We start from the raw sequence: 21,448 nt of genomic DNA on the forward strand, positions 1-21,448 counted from the left end.
GTCGTAGAGCTCAGGCGGGTACCAGGGCTCACCAGGCGCTGCTGGACGGTAGGGCTCATGCGCCATCCCACCTGTGTCCAGCCCGCAGAGCGTTCGAGCTAACGGATCCTCGGGAACATCAAGATCAGCGCCGGCTGCGTGTACCCACCGCACCCGAGCACTGAGGTCAGCCTCGGCTGGCTCGATCACCTCGGCGGAGGGATCCAGCTCCAGGAGGACGATGACGCTTCCCATACCTTTGAGGCTGCACTGCAGGCGGGCGCGGCGCATCCCGACGGGCTGAGCTCTGAACGGGCAACGTTAGGCTCTACTTGGGGCGCGGGGTGCTCATCCTGGATTCGACCCCTTGCCGGCTCTCGCGCCCCATCTGCAAAGCCGCCCCTGAGGCCGTGTAGATCCACTAAGCAGGCGCGAAGCGCCTTCATGATCACTAGCTCATCGTCGCCCCTGCTTGCGTCAGGGATGGTCTGATGGCTCCACACGACAATGTCAGAGCGCGAGACGACGAACAGCCCCTCCTGTAATAGGAAGGGCTGTCGCCTCTATACGGGGTGACCTTGACGGGAGAGGTCCGAGCGTCCGGCTGTGTCACGCATTTGTCGCGGACTCCGACTTGCCGGCTGGAGCACACCCCTCTGGCCCGGACGTTTGCCGGACCTCCTGGACAAGCTGGACGCCGGAATCCGGTAGTCCTGCCATGGGAGAGCACCGGGGCCGGGGCGTCGTGGCGGACGTCCGAGGGCTGGCGCCGCAGGGCGTCAGATCGTGGAGGCGTCGATCACGAAGCGGTAGCGCACGTCGCCGTCCAGTACTCGCTTGTACGCCTCGTTGATCCGGTCGGCGCTGATCAGCTCGACCTCGGCACCGATCCCGTGAGCCGCACAGAAGTCCAGCATCTCCTGGGTCTCCGGCAGCCCGCCGATCATCGAACCGGCCAGCGACCTGCGGCCGGTGAGCAGCGCGTGCGCGTTCACCGAGACCGGCTTCGACGGGGCGCCGACCTGGACCATCGTCCCGCCGGTCCGCAGCAGGCCGAGGTAGGCGCTCAGGTCGAGATCGGCGGAGACGGTGTTGACGATCAGGTCGAAGGTGCCGGCCAGTTCGGTGAAGGTGGCCGGGTCGGAGGTGGCGCGGTAGTGGTGCCCGCCCAGCCGCAGGCCGTCCTCCCGCTTGCGCAGCGACTGGCTGAGCACGGTGACCTCGGCGCCCATGGCGCGGGCGATCTTCACGCCCATGTGGCCGAGCCCGCCGAGGCCGACGATCGCGATCTTCCGGCCCGGACCGGCCTCCCAGTGGGAGAGCGGCGAGTACATGGTGATCCCGGCGCAGAGCAGCGGCGCCGCGACGTCCAGCGCCAGCGTGTCGGGGATGCGCAGCGCGTACCCCTCGTCCACCACCAGCTGTGCCGAGTAGCCGCCGTGGGTGGGCGCGCCGTCGCGGCCGACGCCGTTGTAGGTGAACACCATTCCGGTGCAGTAGTTCTGCAGTCCGGCCCGGCAGTTGTCGCACTCGCGGCAGGAGTCGACGAAGCAGCCGACCCCGACCCGGTCGCCCACCGCCCAGCGGGTCACGCCCGGGCCGACCTCGGAGACCACGCCGGCGATCTCGTGGCCGGGCACCATCGGGAAGATGCCGTCGCCCCAGTCCTCGTCGACCTGGTGGATGTCGGAGTGGCAGATGCCCGCGTACCGGACGTCGATCAGGATGTCGTGCTCGCGCAGTGCCCGGCGGGTGATGACGGTCCGCTCCAGCGGGGCCTTCGGCACGGGGGCCGCGTACGCGGCGACGGTCCTCGCCCCGGTCGTGCCCGCCGCATCGGTCGTGCTCGTCGTGCTCGCAGGGATCGTGCTGTTCGTGGTGGTCGTGTTCGTCATGTGCCCAAGGCTGCGCCCGTCGGGACGGGCCAACCAGACCAGGGATCAACGTACGCAGCACGTCCGTACCAGGCGCCCGCGTACGTCCGCCGTGCGTACCACCGGTGGTATCACCCTCGCCCGGGCGACCGCCCGCATACTGCTGGGATGGACCAGCGCACCGAACTCAGCGAGTTCCTCCGTTCCCGTCGCGCCCGACTGCGGCCCGAGGACGTGGGCCTGCCCGACCACGGCGGCCGCCGCCGGGTGCCCGGACTGCGCCGCGAGGAGCTCGCCATGCTGGCCGGAGTCAGCACGGCGTACTACACCCGCCTCGAACAGGGCCACGGCGAGAGCGTCTCGGCCGCCGTCCTGGACGCGATCTCCCGGGTCCTGCGGCTCACCCCCGCCGAGCGCGAGCACCTCGACCGGATCACCAAGCCCACCCGGCGCCGCCCGGCCCGCGCCGCCGCCCGCCCGCAGCGGGTCCGGCCCGCCCTCCAGCAGCTGCTCGACGCGATGGAGGGCGTGCCCGCGTACGTGCTCGGGCGGCGGCTGGACATCATCGGCTGGAACCGGCTCGGCAACGCGCTGGGCGGCGACTTCTCCGCGATGCCGGCCGAGCAGCGCAACATGGCCTGGCACGTCTTCCTCGACCCGGCGGCGCACGAGCTGTACACCGACTGGGAAGGCAAGGCCACCGACGTGGTCGGCATCCTGCGGCTGGACGCCGGACGCGATCCGGACGACCCTCGGCTGGCCTCGCTGATCGGCGAACTCTCCCTGAAGAGCGAGGACTTCAGGAGGCTCTGGGCCGCCCACGACATCCGGGACAAGGGGCACGGCACCAAGGAGCTGCACCACCCGGTGGTCGGCCGGCTGACCCTGCAGTACGAGACGCTGCGCCCGGCGGGCGACCTCGACCAGGTCCTGGTGACGTACCACGCGGAGCCGGGTTCGACCTCGGCCGAGTCGCTGCGGCTGCTGGCGAGCTGGGCGGCGACCGCCGCGACCGCCGGGTCGAGCGGGCCGGGCGACCCGGGCGGGCCGGGCGACCCGGCGGTCGCGGCGGTCGAATCCCTGGTGGACCACTCCCCGCAGAGCGGGCCGTCCGCACCGGGCTCGGCGCGATAGGGGTCGACAGCAGGCCGGTAGGGGGGTCCCCTCCGTCACGCGGCCGAATCCGCCGGTCGGCGCAGCGCCAACGGTAGGTTGGACGGGAGCCAATACATGGTTGGACGTCGGCCAATGCATCCGATTGCCCGAGGTCCAACAGGGATTCGGCCGGTGCCGCCAGGCATAGGGGGCCGCATTCGTTGCATCCCTCCGGCGGCCCCGGATAGGCTCCGGACCAGCCCGGTGAGTGGGCGAATAGCACGGGTTCCGGTCGCGGGGGCCCGCTGTTACGGGGTGAGTCGCGATATCCGTCGTGCCAGTTTCCGGGGGCCACAGTGAGTTTCTCGATGTTCGCTTAGCATGTCCCGGTCTTCCCGGGTCGGTGACACCGCCGGGCTCCTTCCGGCATGCCGAAAACTCCTCAACAGGACGCTCCGAAAAGAGCCGCTCAGAAAAGAGCGCTCGGAAAAAGAGCGCTCGAAACAGGGGTGCTTCGAAACGGCGCCCGGTGCCCGTGGCAGGCTCGAAGGCCGCGTCAGGGCCCGGGTGCCGGCCGCTCCGCCGCCCCGGGAGGGCGAGCCGGTTCATCGCCATGGATCCGCGGCCCCGTTGACGGCCGTCAAAGTGCGATCCGTTCCGCGTCGGCCGACGACATTTCGGCGGAATTCCCGACGACCGCCTTCGCCGAATGCGCCCCGTGCCGTCCGGCCGGCGCCGACCCCGACTTCACCGCGTCACACCACAGCTCAAGGGGGCCATCAATGACGAGGTCAGCAGTATTTCCGTTAACGGCTTACCAGCGGGATGTCTGGGCCGCCGATGCGCAAACCGATAATCTGCCCCAGTTCAATGTGATCGCCCATGAACGGATCGTCGGAAATCCGGACGTCGACGCCCTGCGGGCCGCCCTGCTGCACACCGTCCTGCGCAACGACGCGCTCCGGCTGAGGATCGACGAGGTCGACGGCACCCCGGTCCAGTGGACGGAGCCCGGCGCACCCGGGATCGAGCTGGTGGACCTCACCGCGGCCCCCGACCCCGCCGCCGCCTGCCGCGACTGGATCGACGCCACGCTGCACCGCCCGATGCCCCTGCTGCGCAGCCCGCTGTTCGAGGCCACCCTGCTCAGGGAGGGCGCGGACACCGTGCACATCGTCGCGAAGGCGCACCACATCGCGTCCGACGGCTACGGCGTGAGCACCATCCTGACCCAGGCCCGCGCGGCCTACGAGCGGGCGACGGGCGCGGACGTCCCCGAGCTCCCGGCCCCCTCCTACCAGCGGTTCCAGGAGGACGACGAGCGGTACCGGCACTCGGCCGAGTACGAGCAGGACCGCGGCTTCTTCCGGCAGTACCTCGACGGGGTCTCGCCCGCGCTCTTCACCCGGCGGGCCGCGCCCGGCGCCCGGCGCAGCGCCCGGCACTCCTTCCTGATCGAGAGCGCCGACCTCGCGCGGATCCGCGCCGGCGGGACGTCGGTCTTCGCGTACGTCGCCGCCGCCTTCGGCGAGTACCTCAACCGGATCCACCGGGGCGAGGAGGTCGTCCTCGGCGTGCCCTTCCTCAACCGGCGCACCGCCGTCGAACAGCAGATGGTCGGCCAGTTCGCCAACACCCTGCCGCTGCGGGTCGCCGCCCAGGGCGACCGGCCGCTCCGCGACAGCGCCGCCGTGATCAGCGGGGCGACCAGGCTGCTCAGGCCGCACGAGCGGCTCGCCCTGGGCGACGTGCTGCGGGACGCGGGCCCGGGCGACGGCGGGCCCCGGCGGCTGTTCGACGTCACGATCTCCTTCCTGAGCCTTCCCGGGGTCGAGAGCACCGGGGGCCTGTCCCGCGAGCGGACGGGGTACGCGCCCGCTCACGAACAGGACGCGCTGGCCGTCCTCGTCGTCCACTTCCGGGGATCCGACCAGGTGCGGGTGGATCTCAACCACGCATGCGACGTCTTCGACGAGGACCTCCCGATCGCGGAGGTGGCCGGACACCTCCGGTCGCTGATCAGCAGCGGTCTCGACCGGCCGGACGTCCCGGCCCGGGACCTTCCGCTGCTCACCGCCGCGCAGCGCGAGGCCGTGCTCGACGGCGGCCGCGGCCCGCAGGTGGCGTACGCCTCCGAGGCGACCCTGCACGGCCTGTTCGAGCAGCAGGCCGTGCGCACCCCGGATCGGACCGCGGTCATCGGGAGCGGCGCGGACGGGGAGCTGACCTACGCCGAGCTGGACGCCAGGGCCAACCAGGTCGCGAGGGCGCTGCGCGCGGCCGGCGTCGGCCCCGACGAGCGGGTGGCCGTCGTGCTGGAGCGCGGCCCGCAACTGCTCTGCGCGCTCCTGGGCGTGCTGAAGTCCGGCGGGGCGTACGTCCCGGTGGACCCGGGGTACCCGCAGGAGCGGATCGCCTTCCTGCTCGCCGACAGCCGCGCGAAGGCCGTCCTGGTCGACCGCTCCTCGGTCGGCGCCCCGCCCGTCCCCGAGGGCACGCGGGTGCTCGCCGTCGACGAGCTGCTGAACGGTCCGGACACGGCGCCGGAGCCGCTCTCCGGGGCCGGTGACCTCGCCTACGTCATCTACACCTCCGGCTCGACGGGCCGCCCCAAGGGCGCCATGGTGGAGCACAGCTCCGTGGTGAACCGCCTGGCGTGGATGCAGCGCCGCTACCCGATCGGCGCCGGTGACGTCATCCTGCAGAAGACGCCGACCTCCTTCGACGTCTCGGTCTGGGAGCTGTTCTGGTGGGCCGTCGAGGGCGCGACCGTGGCGCTGCTGCCCGCGGACGGCCACAAGGACCCGCGGGAGATCCTGCGCAGCATCACCGACCAGCGGGTCACCGTGCTGCACTTCGTCCCCTCGATGCTGGGCCCGTTCCTCGACCTGCTGGAGGAGTCGCCCGAGCTGCTCGGCGGCACGGACGGCCTGCGGTTCGTCTTCTGCAGCGGGGAGGCCCTGCCCCCGGCCCGGGTGGACCAGTTCAACCGGGTCTTCGCCGGCCCGGCCGGTGCGCCGCGGCTGGTGAACCTCTACGGCCCCACCGAGGCCACCGTCGACGTGTCCTGGTTCGACTGCCCCGCCGACCCCGCCCGCCCGGTGGCACGGGTGCCGATCGGCCGCCCCATCGACAACCTCCGGCTGTACGTCCTCGACCCGCAGGGTGAACCCCAACCGGCCGGACTCCCCGGCGAGTTGTGCATCGGCGGGGTCGGGGTGGCCCGGGGCTACCTGGACCGGCCGGAGCTCACCCGCGCGAGCTTCGGCGACGACCCCTTCACACCCGGCGGCCGGCTCTACCGCACCGGCGACCTGGCCCGGTGGCTCGCCGACGGCACCCTGGAGTACCTGGGCCGGATCGACGACCAGGTGAAGATCCGCGGCAACCGGGTCGAGCCGGGGGAGGTGCAGAACCGCCTGTCGGCCGTACCGGGCGTGCGCGCCGCGGCAGTTGTCGACCGGACGTCCGAGGCGCGCGGGACACACCTCGTCGGGTACTACGTCGCGGACGAGGCCGTCGACCCGGTGGACCTCCGTACGCACCTGTCCAGGGCGCTGCCGGAGTTCGCCGTCCCGGCGCACTTCGTGCGGATCGACCGGCTGCCGCTGACACCCAACGGCAAGCTGGACCGCCGGGCGCTGCCGGCCCCGCCGACCGAGAGCGGCCGGGCGCCGGCCGCGGCTCCGCGCGACGGCGTCGAGGCGGTGCTCGCGGCGGTCTGGGCGCAGGTGCTCCAGGTGGAGTCGGTCGGTGTGCACGAGAGCTTCTACGCACTAGGCGGGGACTCGCTGCTGATGCTGCGGATCCGGGCCGTGGCCGGGCAGCGCGGTGTGCACTTCTCGCTCGACGACCTGGCGCAGAACCCGACGGTGGCCGCGCTGGCCGCCCGCTCCCGCGCGTACCCGGCCGACGGCGCCGAGCCGGCCGTCGCCCCCTGGGAGCTGCTCGCCGACGCCGACCGGGCCCTGCTGCGCGGCGCCGCCGGCATCGAGGACGCCTTCCCGCTGACCCGGCTGCAACTGGGCCTGATCTACCACAGCCTGCGGGACGACCGCTCGGCGATGTACCACGACGTGTTCCGCTACACGCTGACGATGGCGTGGGACGAGGGCGCCTTCCGCGGCGCGTTCGACGCGCTGGTCGTGCGGCATCCCGCGCTGCGCTCCGCGATGGACCTGGGCGGCTGTTCGGAGCCGGTCCAGATCGTGCACTCCGGTGCGACCGGGGGCCTGGAGATCGTGGACCAGCGGGCGGTTCCGGACGCCGAGGCGGAGGCCGAGATCCTCCGGCACGTCGAGGAACGGCGCTACCGCCGCTACGACTTCAAGCAGGCGCCGCTCTACCTGCTGCGGGTGTACGTGCGGGCGTCGGGAGTCGAGGCGGTGCTGAGCTTCCACCACGCGCTCCTCGACGGCGGCAGCGTCGCCAACCTGATCCGCGAGCTGCTGCAGGACTACCTGCACGCCCTCGGGGCCGGCATCGCCGCCGTGGCCGAGGGGCCCGTCCCCTCACCCGCCAACCACGTCCGCGACGAGCGGCGCGCACTGGGTTCGCAGGCCGCCGGAGCGTACTGGCAGGGGGTGTTGGAGGGCGCCGAAGTCCTGCGCCTGGAGAACATCAGGACCGCCGAACCCCCCACCGCGACCGCCCCGGCCGCCCACCGACTCGACCTGCCCCGTGAACTCGGCGTCCGGATCAGGGCGTTCACCCAGGAGCACGCCCTGCCGGTGAAGTCCGTGCTGCTCGCGGCCCACTGCCTGACCCTGCGGCTGCTCTCCGGACAGCAGGAGATCAGCACCGGCCTGGTCACCCACGGCCGGGCCGAACAGGACGGCGCGGACCGCACCCTGGGCCTGTTCCTGAACACCGTCCCGATCCGGATCGGGTACGCGCCGCGGACGTGGCTGCAGGAGGCCCGCGAGGCGTTCCGCCGGGAGCAGGACGGCTACGCCCACCGGCACTACCCGCTCAGCGCCATCCAGAAGGACCACGGCGGCGACGCCCTGGTGGAGACGGCGTTCAACTTCATCCACTTCCACGTGATGGCACCCGTCCTCCAACTCCCGGGAGTGGAGCTGAAGTCGGTGCAGACCTGGGAGGAGACCAACTTTCGGTTGATGGTCAACGCGATGGTCGACCCGATCGACCACGGCATCCAGCTCCGGATCGACGCCGACAGCCGGACCACCAGCCCCACCCAGACCGACCTCTACGCGCAGGCCTACGTCCGGATCCTCCAGCAACTCGTCGAACACCCCCACGAGGAGGCCGACTTCGGCTTCCTCAGCCCCGAGTACCGGCAGCCCGAAGAGCAGCCCGCTCACCGGCAGCCCGCTCACCGGCAGCCCGAGGAGCTGAAGCCTGACGAGCTGAAGCCCGAGGAGCTGAAGCCCGCAGACCAACAGCCCGACGTGGTGGCCCGCTTCGACCACCAGGTCGACACCACCCCCGAGGCCGTCGCCGTCGCGTTCGGTCCGAGGCGCTGGACGTACCGCGAGCTCGGCCGGGCCGCCGACCAGGTGGCACACCGCCTGATCACCGAGGGTGCCCGACCGGGCGCCCGGATCGCCATCGCGATGGACCGCTCGCCGGAGACCGTCGCCGTGATCCTCGGCGTCGCCAAGGCCGGCGGCGCCTGCGTCCCACTGGACACCGGCTACCCGCGCGAACGCCTGACGGCGATGCTGGAGACGGCCCGCCCGTTCCGGGTGATCGCCGGCGCCCGGCACGCCGACCTCGTCGAGGACCGGTCCGTCCTGCTGCCCGCCGAGTCGCTTCGCGAGTCCGAGTCGCCCGGCACGCCCGAATCGCTCCGCACCCCCGAGTCGCTCGGCGCGTCCGGGGCCTCCCCGTTGCGCCCTGCGGTGCGGATCGCCCCCGACAGCACCGCGTACGTCCTCTTCACCTCCGGCTCCACCGGCCGCCCCAAGGCGGTCGCGATGTCGCACCGCGCGCTCGCCAACCTGGTCACCTGGCAGCTCGGGGTGCCCAGCGGAGCCGTCACCGGCCCGACCCTGCAGTTCGCGCCCCTCGGCTTCGACGTCGCCTTCCAGGAGATCTTCGCCACCCTCTGCGCCGGCGGCACCCTGCAACTCGTCGCCGAGGCGGACCGGCTCGACTCCGCGACCCTGCTGCGCCTGCTCGACGAGCAGCGGGTGGAACGCGTCTTCCTCCCCTACGTGGCACTCCAGCAGCTCGCGGAGACGGCGGCGGCGCTCGGGCTGGTCCCGCGCGGCCTGCGCGTGCTGGTCTCCGCCGGCGAACAGCTCAGGGTCACCGAGGAGATCCGCCGCCTGTGCTCCGCGCTGCCCGGCGTCCTCCTGGAGAACCAGTACGGCCCGACCGAGACGCACGTCGTCACGCACTTCACCATGACGGGGGAGCCGGACGCCTTCCCCGCGCTCCCGCCCATCGGCACCGCGATCGACGGCGCCGAGGTGCTCGTCCTGGACTCCCGGATGCGCCTGGTGCCGCCGGGGGTCACCGGCGAGATCCACCTCGGCGGGAGCTGCCTCGCCGACGGGTACGAGGGCCAGGCCGAGCTGACCGCCGAGCGCTTCGTCCCGCACCCCTACCGGCCGGGCGAGGCACGGCTCTACCGCACGGGCGACCTCGGCTACCGGCTGCCGGGCGGCGAGGTGGTCTGCCTCGGCCGCGCGGACTCGCAGGTGAAGGTCCGGGGGTTCCGCGTCGAACCCGCCGAGGTCGAACTCGCGATAGCCGCGGCCGCCACCGCCCCCCGGGCCCTGCGCGAGGTGGCGGTGGTCGCCCGGCGCCGCGGGCCCGAGTCCTTCCTCGCCGCCTACCTGGTCGGCGAGCCGGCCGAGGTGGACCTGGAGGCGGTCAAGCGGCACCTGCGCACGGTGCTGCCCGACTACATGCTCCCCGCGCACTTCGAGTGGCTCGCGGGCCTGCCGCTCACCCCCAGCGGCAAGCGCGACGACGCGGCCCTGCGCCGGATGCCGCTCGTCCAGACGGCCGCCGTCGCCTTCACCCCGCCCACCGACGCGTACGAGCGGGGCCTGGTGGCGATCGCCGCCGAGCTCCTGCAGCTGCCGGTCCTCGGGGTGCACGACAACCTCTTCGAACTGGGGGCCAGCTCGCTCACCGCGATGCGACTCGTCGTCCGGATCGAGCAGCGCTTCGGCCGGGCCGTCCCGCTGTCCGCCCTGATCGCCGCACCCACCGTCGCCGACCTGGCGCAGCGCCTGCGCTCCACCGAGACGGCACCGGCGGCCTTCGACCCCCTGGTGGCGCTGCGCGGCAGCGGCTCGCGCCCGCCGCTCTTCCTCGTCCACCCCACCGGCGGCAACGTGGTCTGCTACGTCCCGCTGGCCAGGCACCTGTCGCCGGAGCAGCCGCTGTACGGACTGCAGGCCGCCGGCGGCGAGGCCGGCAGCGAACCGCTCAGGACGGTCCCCGCACTCGCCCGCAGCTACGTCGAGGCGCTGCGACGGGTGCAGCCCCACGGCCCCTACGCCCTCGGCGGCTGGTCCTTCGGCGGGATCGTGGCCTTCGAGATGGCCGCCCAGCTCAAGCGGTCCGGTGCGGAGGTCTCACACCTCATCATGATCGACTCGATCGCGCTGGGCCCCGACGGCGGCCGTCTGGTCGGCGGCAAGTCCCTGCTCACCTGGTTCTTCTGGGAGATGCTCTGGCTCGGCGGCGGCAGCGACGTCCCGGCCGAGGACTTCCGGGAGTTCGACACCGAGGAGGAGACCTTCGCGCACATCGCCCGACTGGCGATCCGCACCGGCCTCCTGAAGCCGGGCGACTCGGACGCCGCGCTGCGCAGGCTCTTCGACGTCTTCCAGGCCAACTGGGAGGCGCTGGTCGGCAACCGCCCGGACACCATCGCGCAGGACATCACCGTGATCCGCGCCGAAGGCTCACTGCCAGAGGTGCTGAAGCCGGTGCACGACATCGCCGGCAGCCAGTACCGGGACCCGACGAACGGCTGGCAGCGCCTCACCACCGGCCGCATCGAGACGATCGCCGTTCCCGGCGACCACATCCAGGTCGTCGAGGAGCCGTACGTCCAGGACATCGCCGCGGCCATCACCGCCGTGCTGCGCACCGACCGGGCCGACCGGCCCACCGAACCCGGGGAGAACTGACATGACTGGAACGCGTCCGCTGAAGGCCCTCGTCATCGGGGCCGGAATCGGCGGCCTGACCACCGCCGTGGCGCTGCGCCGCGCCGGACTGGACGTCGAGGTGTACGAGCGGGCCGGCGAGCTCCGCCCCGCGGGCTTCGGGATCTCGGTCGGGAGCAACGCCATGGTGGCACTGCGCACCCTGGGGATCGACCTCGGACTCGACCGCCTCGGACAGGGCGTCGAGCACCTGGAGATCATGCACCCCGACGGCCGCAGGCTCTTCGCGCTGCCGCACAGCAAGCTCGACCAGGTGCTCAACAACGCCGCCAGCGTGTGCCTGTACCGCGGGGACCTCCAGGCCGCGCTGCTGGAGGCGGCCGGAGACTGCCCGATCACGCTCGGGGCCGTCGCCACCCGCTACGAGCGCGACGGCGACGGGGTCCGGGTGCGGTTCGAGGACGGCCGCGAGGCCCGCGGCGACGTGCTCATCGGCGCCGACGGTATCCACTCGGTGGTGCGCCGCCAGCTGACCGGGGCCACCGAGGGGGAGCCGCGCTACAGCGGCTTCATCGCCTGGATGGCCGTCACCCCGTTCTCCCACCCGCGGATGGTCACGGGGTACAGCGGCCACTACTGGGGCGCCGGCAAGCGCTTCGGCATCCACGACATCGGCCACGGCCGCACCTACTGGTGGGCGACCCGGAACATGCCGGTCGAGACCGCCCGCAGGTGGGTCGGCGGCAAGGGCGGCAAGGAGGAGCTCGGCCGCTCGTACGCGGGCTGGGCCGAGGAGGTCGGCCAGGCGATCCGGGTCACGCCCGAGCAGGACATCATGGCCGTGGCCGTGCAGGACCGCCCCTTCCTGGAGCAGTGGGGCGACGGGCCGGTCACCCTGCTCGGCGACGCCGCCCACCCGATGCTGCCCAGCCTCGCCCAGGGCGGCAGCTCGGCGATGGAGGACGCCGTGGTCCTGGCACAGAGCCTGGCCTCGGCGGACGACCCGTCACAGGCCCTGCGCCGCTACGAGGACACCCGGCGGGCGCGCGCCAAGTGGATGGTCAACACCTCGCACCAGATGGCCGGTATGGAGCAGTTGGAGGGGGCCGTTCCCAGGCTGCTCCGCAACGCCTACCTGCGGCTGGCCCCGAGCTCGCTGCTCACGCTCACGATGAAGAAGGCGCTCGCCTACCCCGGCGTCCCGGCCGACCAGGCCCCCGCCGCACACCTCGCCCGGCGCTGAGAGCCCCCGGGCCAAGGAGCACGACAGCCACGTCAACCGAGACCACCGAGTCAACCGACAGAAGCAGAAGGAGAACCCCATGACCGACAGCGCCACCGACTCGAAGAACGTCGTCCTGCGGTACCTGCGCGCACTGCGCGAGCGCGACATCCCCACCGTGCTGGAGGTCCTCGCCGAGGACGTCGAGTACTGGATCGCCGGGGACCTCCCGATCTCCGGCACCTGGACCGGCCGGGAGAAGGTCCTGACCGGCTTCTTCACCGAGATGACGGCCCTGCTGGACCCGGAGGCGGAGTACTCCATCGAGGTCCGCAACGTGATCGCCGAGGCGGGCCACGTGGTGATCGAGTGCGTGTCGAGTTCCGTCACCAGGCAGGGCACGCCGTTCGACAACCCCATCGTGGCGGTCTTCACCCTCGGCGGCGGCCGGATCACCGGCATGCGCGAGTACTTCGACACGCAGAACTTCGCGCGGGCGATCGGCGCGGAGCCCGCCGCCCGGGAGGACGCGGCCTGAGCCCCCGGGTGGCGCCCGCACCCGGCCACCCCGCCACCCGGGTCCGGACGCCACCCCGCCGTCACCCCGTCCCCGCCGTCACCCCGTCCCCGCCGTCACCCCGTCCGGAGCTGCCGGCCGGGGTGACGGCCTGGGTGACGGCGCCCGCTCAGCGGAAGCAGTAGGAGTCCGAGGAGGCGTCGCCGCCCGCCAGATGGGTCTGATGCACCCGCAGACCGCGGAAGTCCTCCCCGTGCGGGAAGAACCGCGGGTCCACCGCGAGCCCGCCCGCTTCGGTGTCCGCGTCCAGCTTGACGATCCACGGCTCGATGCCGTCCGGGTAGAACTGGTCGTCCCAGGCGCCGTACAGCGAGTTGGTGAGATAGAGCCGCCGCCCGTCCCGGCTGATCTCGACCATCTGCGGCGCCCCGCTCAGCGGGCGGCCCGGCTCGGCCGGGTGCGGCGTCCTCGCCGCGACCCCGCCGAGGCGCACCGAGCCGGCCAACCGCGGGTGGAACGGGTCCGACACGTCGTACTGGAACAGCTCGCCGGTGCCCCAGGCGGAGACGTACAGCCAGCGGTCGTCCACCGACAGGTTGATGTCGGTCACCAGCGGCGGCACCGCGCCGAACGGCTGCAGCGCGGGCGGCAGGTCCTCCGCCTTGGCCGGCTCGGCCGGTATCTCGATCACCTTGCGCGCGGTGAACGCCGGACCGTCCCGGTACCAGAGCCAGACCGAGGAGGAGAGGTCCTCGACGTTCGCCACCACACCGACGAACCCCCACTCCGCCTGCGGGTCGTGCGCCGGGCGCAGCTCCAGCACCATCTGGTACTGGTCCCCGAGGTCGACCCGCTGCAGGTGCCGGCCCGAGTCCAGCTCCCAGAAGTGCAGCGCGTGACCGTACTTGCGGCCCAGCAGCAGCTCGGGCACCACCCCGTCCTCGACCATCCACGGCGTCCCCCACTCGCTGGTGACGCCCACGTTGCTCCCCAGGTGCCACCACACGTCGTAGGAGAAGTGCTGCGGCCCGCGCTCCGTCTCCCAGGCCCGCAGCACGTCGAAGGTGGTGTGGTCGAGCAGCGCCACCCCGCCGGGCCCGTCCCCGTCCGCCGCGCCGAGGCAGGACAGGAAGACCCCGTCCGGCCCGCAGTGCAGCGTGTGCGGGCGCGAGTACCCCGCTCTGGCCGCCAGCTCCTCGGCCGCGACCGTCTTCACCAGCCGCGGGCGCACCGGATCCGGCCGGGTGTCCATCACGTGCAGGCGCGACGAGCGCAGCCCCGGCAGCAGGAGGTAGCGCCGCTCCGGGTTCTCGTGGCAGGCGTGCGCGAGCGCGCTGGAGCAGGCGTTCCAGCCGAAGTGGTGGAGTTCGTCGCCGAGCGTCGGCAACTCGGCGAAGTTCAGCACCCGCCCGTAGTCGGGGGATTGCGGATCGACGTCGACGGTGAGCAGCGCGTCCGGCCGCTGCGCCGACCGGTCGAACCCGGCGACGTAGGCCAGCTTCTCCGGCGGCGCCGCGATCGCCTCGGCGGGGGAGCGGTAGAGCGACGGATCGGTGTGCCGCGGGTGGTGGTCCGTGGTCATGTGACTCCTCAACTCGCCTTTTACGTCAGGGGAGTGACAGTGGTTCCGGTAGCGTTCCACAGGATCACGGGCGCACAGCAGGCGCACCGGGAGCGGGCGGGGGTCCGCCCGACCGCCCCGCCGCAAGGCCGTGAACGCATGGCGGGCATCACACCCCGACCGCCCCGCCGAAACCCGGGCGGCGGGCGCCCAGCCAGTACAGTCGGCCCGTGGAGTTCCGAACCGACATCCTGGGCGCCCCCTACGAGGCCGCCGAGCTGACGCTCGCCCCCGACGAGGAGGGCGCCGTCAACGCCACCCTCGTCCGCCGACTCGTCCCCGGCAGCACGCGCGCCGTCCTGTACGTGCACGGCTACGTGGACTACTTCTTCCAGACGCACCTGGCGGACCACTTCGCCGGGCTCGGCTACTCCTTCTACGCCCTCGACCTGCGCAAGTACGGCCGGTCGCTGCGCCCGCACCAGTCGCCGAACTTCGTCCGCGACCTCGCCGCCTACGACGAGGAGCTGGACGAGGCCGTCCGGATCATCCGCGAGGTCGACGGGCACACCCGGCTGCTGGTCAACGGCCACTCCACCGGCGGCCTGGTCACCGCCCTGTGGACCGCCCGCCGGGCAGGCCGCGGCGTGGTCGACGGGCTGTTCCTCAACAGCCCGTTCCTCTCGCTGCCGGCCGCGGCCCCGGTGCGGGCCATCGGCGCCCCCGCCGTGGAGGCCATCGGGCGCCTCGCCGCCACCCGCAAGCTGCCCTCCACGCTCAACCCGCACTACGTGCACAGCCTGCACCGGGACCACCGCGGCAGCTGGGACTTCGACCTGAGGCTCAAGCCCGCCGAGGGCTTCCCGCTGTACGCCGGCTGGCTGGCCGCCATCCAGCGCGGGCAGCGCCAGGTCCGCCGCGGCCTCGGCATCGACTGCCCGGTGCTGCTGATGGCCTCCACCTCCTCGATCGCCACCACCAAGTGGCAGGCCGCCCTGCACCACGCCGACGCGGTGCTGCGCGCCGACGACATCGCCGCGCTCGCCCCGCGCCTGGGCGGGCACGTCACGACCGTCCGGATCGAGGGCGGGATGCACGACCTCGTGCTGTCCGGGGAGGCGGCGCGCGCCCAGCTGTTCGAGGAGCTCGACCGCTGGCTCGGCGCCTACCTGCCGGTGTCCGCGTGACCTCCTCGGCTTCCGGAGGGGCCGGCGGTTCCGAGGCCGATGAGCCGGTGCCGGTCGGGCGGCGGACCGACCTCGGGTGGGCGAAGCTGATGCCCGACATCGACCGCGACGGCGGCTGGCTGCTCACCCTGGACGACACCCCGCAGTCCTACGTCGACCTCGCCGACCCGACCCACCTCGAGTTCGAGTACACCCAGCGGATCGGCCACCTGGCCGACGCCCTCGCCCCGGCCGGGCGGCCGCTCGACGCCCTGCACCTCGGCGGCGGCGCGCTCACCGTCCCGCGCTACCTGGCCGCCACCCGGCCGGGCTCGCGACAGCACGTGGTCGAGGTCGACGGACCGCTGCTCGCGCTGGTCGAGGAGCACCTGCCCTGGCGCGCGCCGGGCGCGGACATCACCACCGAGGTCGCCGACGCCCGCGCCGCGCTCGCCGCGGTGCCCGCCGGATCGCTCGACCTGGTGGTCGCGGACGTCTTCCACGGTTCGCGCACCCCCGCCCACCTGACCTCGGTCGAGTTCCTCCGGCTCGCCGCCACCGCCCTGCGGCCCGACGGCTGTTACGCGGCCAACCTCGCCGACGGCCCGCCACTGGCCTTCGCCCGCGCCCAGGCGGCGACGCTGCGCGCGGTGTTCCCCGAGACCTGTCTGATCGCCGAGGCCCCGGTGCTGCGCGGCCGCCGCTACGGGAACATCCTGCTGGTGGGCTCGGCCCGTCCGCTTCCGGTGGCGGACCTGACCCGCCGGCTGGCCGCCGACATCTTCCCGGCCCGGCTGACCGAGGGCCCGGACCTGGCCGCCCTGGTCGGCCGCACGCCTCCGGTCACGGACGCCTCGGCCACCGACTCCCCGCCGCCGCCGGACGGCGCCTTCAGCATCGGCTGAGGCCCGAGGCCCGAGGCCCGGGCCCCGAGCCCGAGCCCCGACGCCGCTCCGGCTTCCGAAGGCCCCTAACCCTGCCCGCCGAGGCCCTCGGCAGGGGGAGCGGTCACGCCGCCGTCGCCCGCGGGCGCCCGGAAGCCGGATGTCCGGAAGCCGGACGTCCGGCCCGCGGACACCGCGGGTGCGGGCCGCCCTCCCGACCGCCCCGGGACCGGTCGGCCGCCGAGGTCGCTGATGCCGCGCGGACGAAGGAGCCGTGCCCTGCTCGCGGGAGTCCTGGCGCTGGTCGTGGGCGCGGTTGTCGTGGTGGTCCTCACCAGCCGGCCCGGAGGCCCGCCTCCGGCGGCGGCGCAGAGCACCGCGCAGTCCCAGGCCGCCACGCAGACCCAGGCCCCTACGGGATCGTGGTCGCCAAGGGATCGCCGCTGACCAAGGCCGTCCATGGCGCGGTCCAGTCACTGATGGCCGATGGCACGTACAAGGCGATCCTGGAGAAGTGGGGCGTCGAGGGCGGCGCTATCGACACCTCCGTCATCAACGGTGCCCCCGGCTGAGCCGCCCTCGACCACCCGGCCCCGCGACGGCGCGTCGGACCGGCGCGCGCCGTCTTCGCCCGCCCCGGGTGTCAGAATCGGCGGATCCATGCCGGGATCGGGTCCTAGGGAGCGAGCAATGAGCAGCGGGGAGCGGCCGGAGCTGGAGGCGGTACCGGAGACGGCGCTGTGGACGCTGTACCAGCGCGCCGTGGAGGCCCGCCGTCCGGACGCGGTCCTGCACGACCCCAAGGCGGTGGAGCTGGTGGACCGGATCGACTACCCGTTCGCCGACCGCTTCGGCACCAGCGGCGTCCAGGCCCAGCTGCAGGCCCTGCGGGTGGCCTGCTTCGACCGCGAGGTGGCGGACTTCCTGGCCCGGGAGCCCCGCGGCACCGTGGTCTGCCTGGGCGAGGGGCTGGAGACCCAGTACTGGCGTGTCGACAACGGCCGCGCCCGCTGGCTGACCGTCGACCTGCCCGAGTCGGTGGCCCTGCGGGAGAGGCTGCTGCCGCCCGGCCCGCGCCAGCGCTACCTGGCCGCCGACGCCACCGACCTGGCGTGGGCCGACGAGGTGGACCGCGACCGCGCGGTCTGCGTCACGGCGCAGGGCCTGTGCATGTACCTCCCCCCGGCCCGCGTGAAGGACCTGATCGCGGGCTGCGCGGAGCGGTTCCCGGGCGGTTCGCTGGTCCTGGACGCGGTGCCGCGCTGGTTCGGGCGGCTCACGTCGAGCGGCCGGATGCGTACCGCCGGCTACCAGGCGCCCGCCATGCCGTGGGCGATGGACGCGGGCGAGCGCGACAGGCTCCGCACCGCGAGCCCGGCGGTCGCCGCCGTCCGCGATGTGCGCCCCACCGGCGGCCGCGGCCTCCTCGGGGCCCTGCTCCCGCTCGCCCTGACCGTGCCGCCGCTCGCCACCCGCCGCCCGTCCGTCACCGTCCTGGACTTCGCGGGCCCCGCGTCATGAGCGCCTGACCGGCGGGACGGTCTCCCGTGCGCGGAGCGCTGGTGAACGTGCTCGTCAGTCGAGGGGGTCGGCGCGCAGCGGTCCGTCCGGGCCGGCGGTCAGGAGCGAGGCGTGGCCGTCCGGAGTGATCTCCATCCGGACGGCACCGCTGGCATCGCTGTAGACGGGGTTGCCGAGCGGGGAGAGGTCGCCGGTCGCGGTGACGGTGACCTGGGCCTGCGGCGAGTGGGAGCCGACCGGGCCGGGGAGCGTGATCAGGTACGTGTGGTGCATGGCGTGTTCCGTGTGCGGTGTGGCCCCGTTCGAGCCGGGGACGCGGTGACTCCCATTGTCCTCCCCCGGTGCCGCGAGGCGGCCGCTACAGGCGGGCCTGCAGGTTGCCCTCGTCGTCCGTGCGGGTGACGAAGCGGGGCTGGGGGGCGGTGGCCGGGCCGTCGACGTTCCAGCCGTCCGACAGGCGGAAGACGCTGCCGTGCCAGGGGCAGGTCACGCAGCCGTCGGCGATGTCACCCGCCGAGAGCGGACCGGAGGCGTGGCTGCACCGGTCGGCCAGCACGTGGAACACGTCGGCGGCCTCCCGCACCACGAGGACCGGCACCTCGCCCACCGTCCGGCGCGCGGCCGCACCGACGGTGAACTCCTCCGGGCGTCCGAGCGTGTGCCAGCCCGGCTCCACCAGCTGCGGGACGGGCTCCGTCTTGTTCGCCCCGGCGGCCTGCCGGTAGGCGAGGTGCCCGCCGACCGCCGCTCCGCTCCCGACCGCCGTGAGTCCGAACAGGCCGAGAGCGCGTCCCAGCCCGTGGTGGCCGTGCGAGCGGGCCGCCCACGAGGCACCGAACAGGCCCGTTGCGGTCGCCATCGCCCCGGCGTGCAGCAGGCCGGTGCGCAGCTGCCGGTCGTGCTGCTCGGCCCAGTCGACCCAGCCCGTCAACACCGCCGGGGCCGCGGTGACGACGCCCACCGCGACCAGAAGGCGCGCGGCACGCGCCGAGCCGGGCACGAAGTCGAGGACGGCCGCGGATGTCCACGCGCCGATCGGCAGCTGCACGAGGGCCGGGTGCAGCGGGTGGCCCAGGGGCCGGCCGTGCAGGACCCCGCGCAGCCGCCCCAGCGGCAGTCCCCGGACGGCGCGCCGCAGCGGCACGGTGACCGCGTCGAGCTCCGCCGCCCCGCCCACGGCGTCGAGCGCCCGCAACGCGCGGACGCCGATCCCGTCGTCGCCGTCGGAGCGGGTGGCGGCGGCCAAACGCGCGATGAAGGTTCCCATGAGGACAACGGTGCCCGCGCCACGGTGCGGGCGCGGCCCGTGTTGAGCCGGACGGAGCAGGCGGACCAGGGGGATCAGGCGGACCAGGGGGGCCGGTGCCGCGGCAGCCGGCCGGGCGGCCCGCGCCCCCACCGCCGTCCTGGTGTGATCAGTCGGCCTCCGGGGTCAGTCCCCCTCGTAGTAGCGCCGTTCCTTCACGACCTCGTCGGCCCCCGTCCGGCCGAGTATCCGCCGCCGCCGGAGGACGCTGGCGTAGGTGACGAGGCCCAGCAGGCCGGCGGCCATCAGGATGATCCCCACGGCGTCGACGTTGACGCCGTGCAGGTGCCAGTCGACCCCGAAGGTGAGGATCGCGCCGAACGCGAAGATGATGATGCAGCCGCCGATTCCCATGGCCTGCCCTCCCTCTGCCGAAGGCCCGTCAGTTCTGCGGGCCGCCGACGCGCCTACCCCGGGGGCGCCACCGCATGCGGCGCCGTCGTTGCACCGACGGCGCCGTCGGGCGGCGGTGGCCGGTCAGCCGAGGTCGGCGAGCCTGCGCCGGTGCGCGCGGCGGCGCAGGCCCGGCAGCCGGTTCTCGGCGGCCCGGGCGCTGTCCTGCTGGATCCCGTACAGGACGCCGTAGGCGAAGGCGTGGCCGTCACCGTCCGTGGGGCCGGCCGCGAGCAGGGCCCGGCGGGCGATCACCGTGTCCTGGTGGGCCCCCAGGGTCTTCTGGAGGGCCTTCATCCGCTTGGCGAACCTCCCGGCGCGGTCGGGGGAGGCGGGGCGGGCGCTGTCGGCGGTGTAGCGGGCCCGCTTGGCGGCCTTGCGGGCGCGGTGGAGGGCGTCGTCGCGCTCGGGTCCGGGGTCGAGGCGGAGCGCGGCGTCGAGCCTCGTGACGGTTCGCCGCTGCTCCCGGCGCAGTGTCCGGCCGAGCCGCTCGGCCACCGCCGTGCCGGCGCCTGCCCCGGTCAGGGGCGGATCGTCGGCGAAGGCCTCCAGCGCGTCGAGCAGGGCGTAGTAGCGCGGGGTGGCGAGGTCGGCGGTCGCCTGCTCCCAGGCCCGCCGGTACCGGTCGGCGTAGCGGGCCGTGAGCCGGGCGCGCAGGTCGCCGCGTCGAACCTCCGGGGGCAGGCCCTCCACCGCTTCGACCAGGTGCTCGCCCAGCACCTCCTGGTCCCGGGCCTCGCCCAGCGACCGTCCGAGCCACCGCAGTTCGGCGGCGAGCGCATCGACCCACCCGCCGTCGAACAGTCGGCGGTGGGCCCTGAGGATGCTGCGCAGGCGCCGCGCCGCCACCCGCATGCGGTGCACCGAGTCCGGCTCGTCCCGGCGCACCTGCGGGTCGAGCGCGATCAGGGCGTCGAGCTGCTCGCGGATCCGGTCGGCGACCAGGGCGCCGACGCTTGGCGCTTCCTCGTCGGGCCGCACCCGGTCCGAGGCCTGCGGCCCCCGGGCCCCGGGCTCGCCCAGGGATCTGGCGAGCTTGGACGGGTGGTGCGACCGGGTGCCTCCGGCGGCCGTGATCGCCTCCTCGACGGTGTCGAGGAGGTCGGGCCCGCCGTTCTCCAGTTCGACCTCCGTCTCGGTCCAGGCCGTCACGTGTGTGCCGCCGGACCGGTCGGGGGGTTCGGTACCGCCGCCGACCCCGTCGGCCGGCTCCGGCTGGTGCATCGCCCGCGCGCTGACCTGGTCCTCGGTGATCTCCGCGAGCGTGGCCCCGGCCGCGTCGACGAGCAGCCGGCGGCGTCGGTGGGTGTGCAGGTGGGCGACGGGCACCAGGGCGCGGCCACGGACGAACACGGCCAGTCGGCGCGTCAGCGCCTCCGGCACCTGGTCCGCCGCCCCGCCGTCCAACGGTTCGTGGATCTCCTCGCGGGTGTCGGCGTCGCGGGGCAGTTTGAGGTGCCAGCCGGCGTCGTCGCCGCCGGTGCGCCGGCGAAGGGTGATGCGCCGGTGCAGCAGGCCCAGGTCCGGGGTGTCGTAGTAGACGGCGTCCAGGTCCTGCGGCTCGGCGGGGGCCACCTGTGCCACACCCGGAAGCCTGGCGAACCGCCCGGGTGGCCATCCTCCGTCGTACTTGCGCTCCCGCTCCATGTGTTCGGCGCTCATACCCGGCGCCTTCCCGCGGATCGCGGTTTCACGCAGGCGGGGCTCCCGCCAGGGTCCACGGGAACCCACGGCGCGGACCCGCACCGCGCGTCGGCGGTGGCTGCGGTGCGGGACGTCCGGCCGGAGGGTGCGGGAGGAGGTACAGCCCGGCCCGGGCCCGGTGGACGGG

At 73.7% G+C, this 21,448-nt stretch carries 13 protein-coding genes; 7 read left to right on the forward strand and 6 right to left on the reverse strand.

What is annotated here, in order from left to right:
* Positions 1 to 758: 758 nt before the first annotated feature.
* Entirely contained in the window at positions 759 to 1,874 is a 1,116-nt protein-coding gene (locus ACGFZP_RS16070) for an NAD(P)-dependent alcohol dehydrogenase (protein WP_392932756.1), read from the reverse strand.
* Between the two features lie 147 nt (positions 1,875 to 2,021).
* Between ACGFZP_RS16070 and ACGFZP_RS16075 the strand changes: the two genes are divergently transcribed.
* The 4 genes from ACGFZP_RS16075 (at position 2,022) to ACGFZP_RS16090 (ending at position 12,807) form a co-directional block, all read left to right on the forward strand.
* A complete protein-coding gene (locus tag ACGFZP_RS16075) occupies positions 2,022 to 2,987 on the forward strand; it encodes a helix-turn-helix domain-containing protein (RefSeq protein WP_392932758.1) in 966 nt (321 codons plus the stop codon).
* Positions 2,988 to 3,730: 743 nt separating this feature from the next.
* Complete coding sequence (locus ACGFZP_RS16080) at positions 3,731 to 11,068, forward strand: amino acid adenylation domain-containing protein (RefSeq protein ID WP_392932761.1); 7,338 nt, start codon at positions 3,731 to 3,733, stop codon at positions 11,066 to 11,068.
* Position 11,069: 1 nt separating this feature from the next.
* Complete coding sequence (locus tag ACGFZP_RS16085; RefSeq protein WP_392932764.1) at positions 11,070 to 12,290, forward strand: FAD-dependent monooxygenase; 1,221 nt, start codon at positions 11,070 to 11,072, stop codon at positions 12,288 to 12,290.
* Between the two features lie 79 nt (positions 12,291 to 12,369).
* Positions 12,370 to 12,807, forward strand: coding sequence for a nuclear transport factor 2 family protein (locus ACGFZP_RS16090; RefSeq protein ID WP_392932767.1), 438 nt, complete (start codon positions 12,370 to 12,372; stop codon positions 12,805 to 12,807).
* Positions 12,808 to 12,955: 148 nt separating this feature from the next.
* Here the strand turns inward: ACGFZP_RS16090 and ACGFZP_RS16095 are convergent, their stop codons facing one another.
* On the reverse strand, positions 12,956 to 14,368 hold the full coding sequence (locus tag ACGFZP_RS16095) for a selenium-binding protein SBP56-related protein (RefSeq protein ID WP_392932769.1): 1,413 nt from the start codon (positions 14,366 to 14,368) through the stop codon (positions 12,956 to 12,958).
* 209 nt (positions 14,369 to 14,577) lie between these two features.
* On the opposite strand from ACGFZP_RS16095, the gene ACGFZP_RS16100 reads away from it, so the two are divergent.
* The 3 genes from ACGFZP_RS16100 to ACGFZP_RS16110 all read left to right on the forward strand — a co-directional run bounded on the left by ACGFZP_RS16100 (position 14,578) and on the right by ACGFZP_RS16110 (position 17,918).
* Complete coding sequence (locus tag ACGFZP_RS16100; protein WP_392932772.1) at positions 14,578 to 15,534, forward strand: alpha/beta hydrolase; 957 nt, start codon at positions 14,578 to 14,580, stop codon at positions 15,532 to 15,534.
* An 89-nt stretch (positions 15,535 to 15,623) separates the two neighbouring features.
* On the forward strand, positions 15,624 to 16,418 hold the full coding sequence (locus ACGFZP_RS16105; RefSeq protein ID WP_392932774.1) for a spermidine synthase: 795 nt from the start codon (positions 15,624 to 15,626) through the stop codon (positions 16,416 to 16,418).
* Between the two features lie 669 nt (positions 16,419 to 17,087).
* Positions 17,088 to 17,918 carry a class I SAM-dependent methyltransferase gene (locus tag ACGFZP_RS16110; protein WP_392932777.1) on the forward strand — a complete coding sequence of 277 codons (831 nt, stop codon included), beginning with the start codon at positions 17,088 to 17,090 and terminating at the stop codon, positions 17,916 to 17,918.
* Between the two features lie 54 nt (positions 17,919 to 17,972).
* Here the strand turns inward: ACGFZP_RS16110 and ACGFZP_RS16115 are convergent, their stop codons facing one another.
* From ACGFZP_RS16115 to ACGFZP_RS16130, 4 genes are all read right to left on the reverse strand, one after another.
* Positions 17,973 to 18,191: a DUF6296 family protein gene (locus tag ACGFZP_RS16115; protein ID WP_392932779.1), complete on the reverse strand. Its 219-nt coding sequence runs from the start codon at positions 18,189 to 18,191 to the stop codon at positions 17,973 to 17,975.
* A gap of 85 nt (positions 18,192 to 18,276) precedes the next feature.
* Positions 18,277 to 19,185, reverse strand: a complete 909-nt coding sequence (locus ACGFZP_RS16120) for a Rieske 2Fe-2S domain-containing protein (RefSeq protein ID WP_392932782.1) — start codon at positions 19,183 to 19,185, stop codon at positions 18,277 to 18,279.
* A 165-nt stretch (positions 19,186 to 19,350) separates the two neighbouring features.
* Positions 19,351 to 19,578 (reverse strand): hypothetical protein, encoded by a 228-nt coding sequence (locus tag ACGFZP_RS16125; protein ID WP_392932783.1) that lies wholly within the window; start codon positions 19,576 to 19,578, stop codon positions 19,351 to 19,353.
* A 123-nt stretch (positions 19,579 to 19,701) separates the two neighbouring features.
* Positions 19,702 to 21,279, reverse strand: coding sequence for a CHAD domain-containing protein (locus ACGFZP_RS16130; RefSeq protein WP_392932786.1), 1,578 nt, complete (start codon positions 21,277 to 21,279; stop codon positions 19,702 to 19,704).
* Between the last annotated feature and the right edge of the window lie 169 nt (positions 21,280 to 21,448).

It is taken from the genome of Kitasatospora sp. NPDC048239, assembly GCF_043202015.1.
GTDB lineage: Bacteria > Actinomycetota > Actinomycetes > Streptomycetales > Streptomycetaceae > Kitasatospora.

Bases quoted from the DNA above. Each gene is read 5' to 3' on its own strand.
- ACGFZP_RS16080 (WP_392932761.1), top strand. From the start codon at position 3,731: ATGACGAGGTCAGCAGTATTTCCGTTAACGGCTTACCAGCGGGATGTC.
- ACGFZP_RS16085 (WP_392932764.1), top strand. From the start codon at position 11,070: ATGACTGGAACGCGTCCGCTGAAGGCCCTCGTCATCGGGGCCGGAATC.
- ACGFZP_RS16075 (WP_392932758.1), top strand. From the start codon at position 2,022: ATGGACCAGCGCACCGAACTCAGCGAGTTCCTCCGTTCCCGTCGCGCC.
- ACGFZP_RS16070 (WP_392932756.1), bottom strand. From the start codon at position 1,874: ATGACGAACACGACCACCACGAACAGCACGATCCCTGCGAGCACGACG.
- ACGFZP_RS16095 (WP_392932769.1), bottom strand. From the start codon at position 14,368: ATGACCACGGACCACCACCCGCGGCACACCGATCCGTCGCTCTACCGC.
- ACGFZP_RS16125 (WP_392932783.1), bottom strand. From the start codon at position 19,578: ATGGGAATCGGCGGCTGCATCATCATCTTCGCGTTCGGCGCGATCCTC.
- ACGFZP_RS16120 (WP_392932782.1), bottom strand. From the start codon at position 19,185: ATGGGAACCTTCATCGCGCGTTTGGCCGCCGCCACCCGCTCCGACGGC.
- ACGFZP_RS16130 (WP_392932786.1), bottom strand. From the start codon at position 21,279: ATGAGCGCCGAACACATGGAGCGGGAGCGCAAGTACGACGGAGGATGG.
- ACGFZP_RS16115 (WP_392932779.1), bottom strand. From the start codon at position 18,191: ATGCACCACACGTACCTGATCACGCTCCCCGGCCCGGTCGGCTCCCAC.
- ACGFZP_RS16090 (WP_392932767.1), top strand. From the start codon at position 12,370: ATGACCGACAGCGCCACCGACTCGAAGAACGTCGTCCTGCGGTACCTG.
- ACGFZP_RS16105 (WP_392932774.1), top strand. From the start codon at position 15,624: ATGCCCGACATCGACCGCGACGGCGGCTGGCTGCTCACCCTGGACGAC.
- ACGFZP_RS16110 (WP_392932777.1), top strand. From the start codon at position 17,088: ATGAGCAGCGGGGAGCGGCCGGAGCTGGAGGCGGTACCGGAGACGGCG.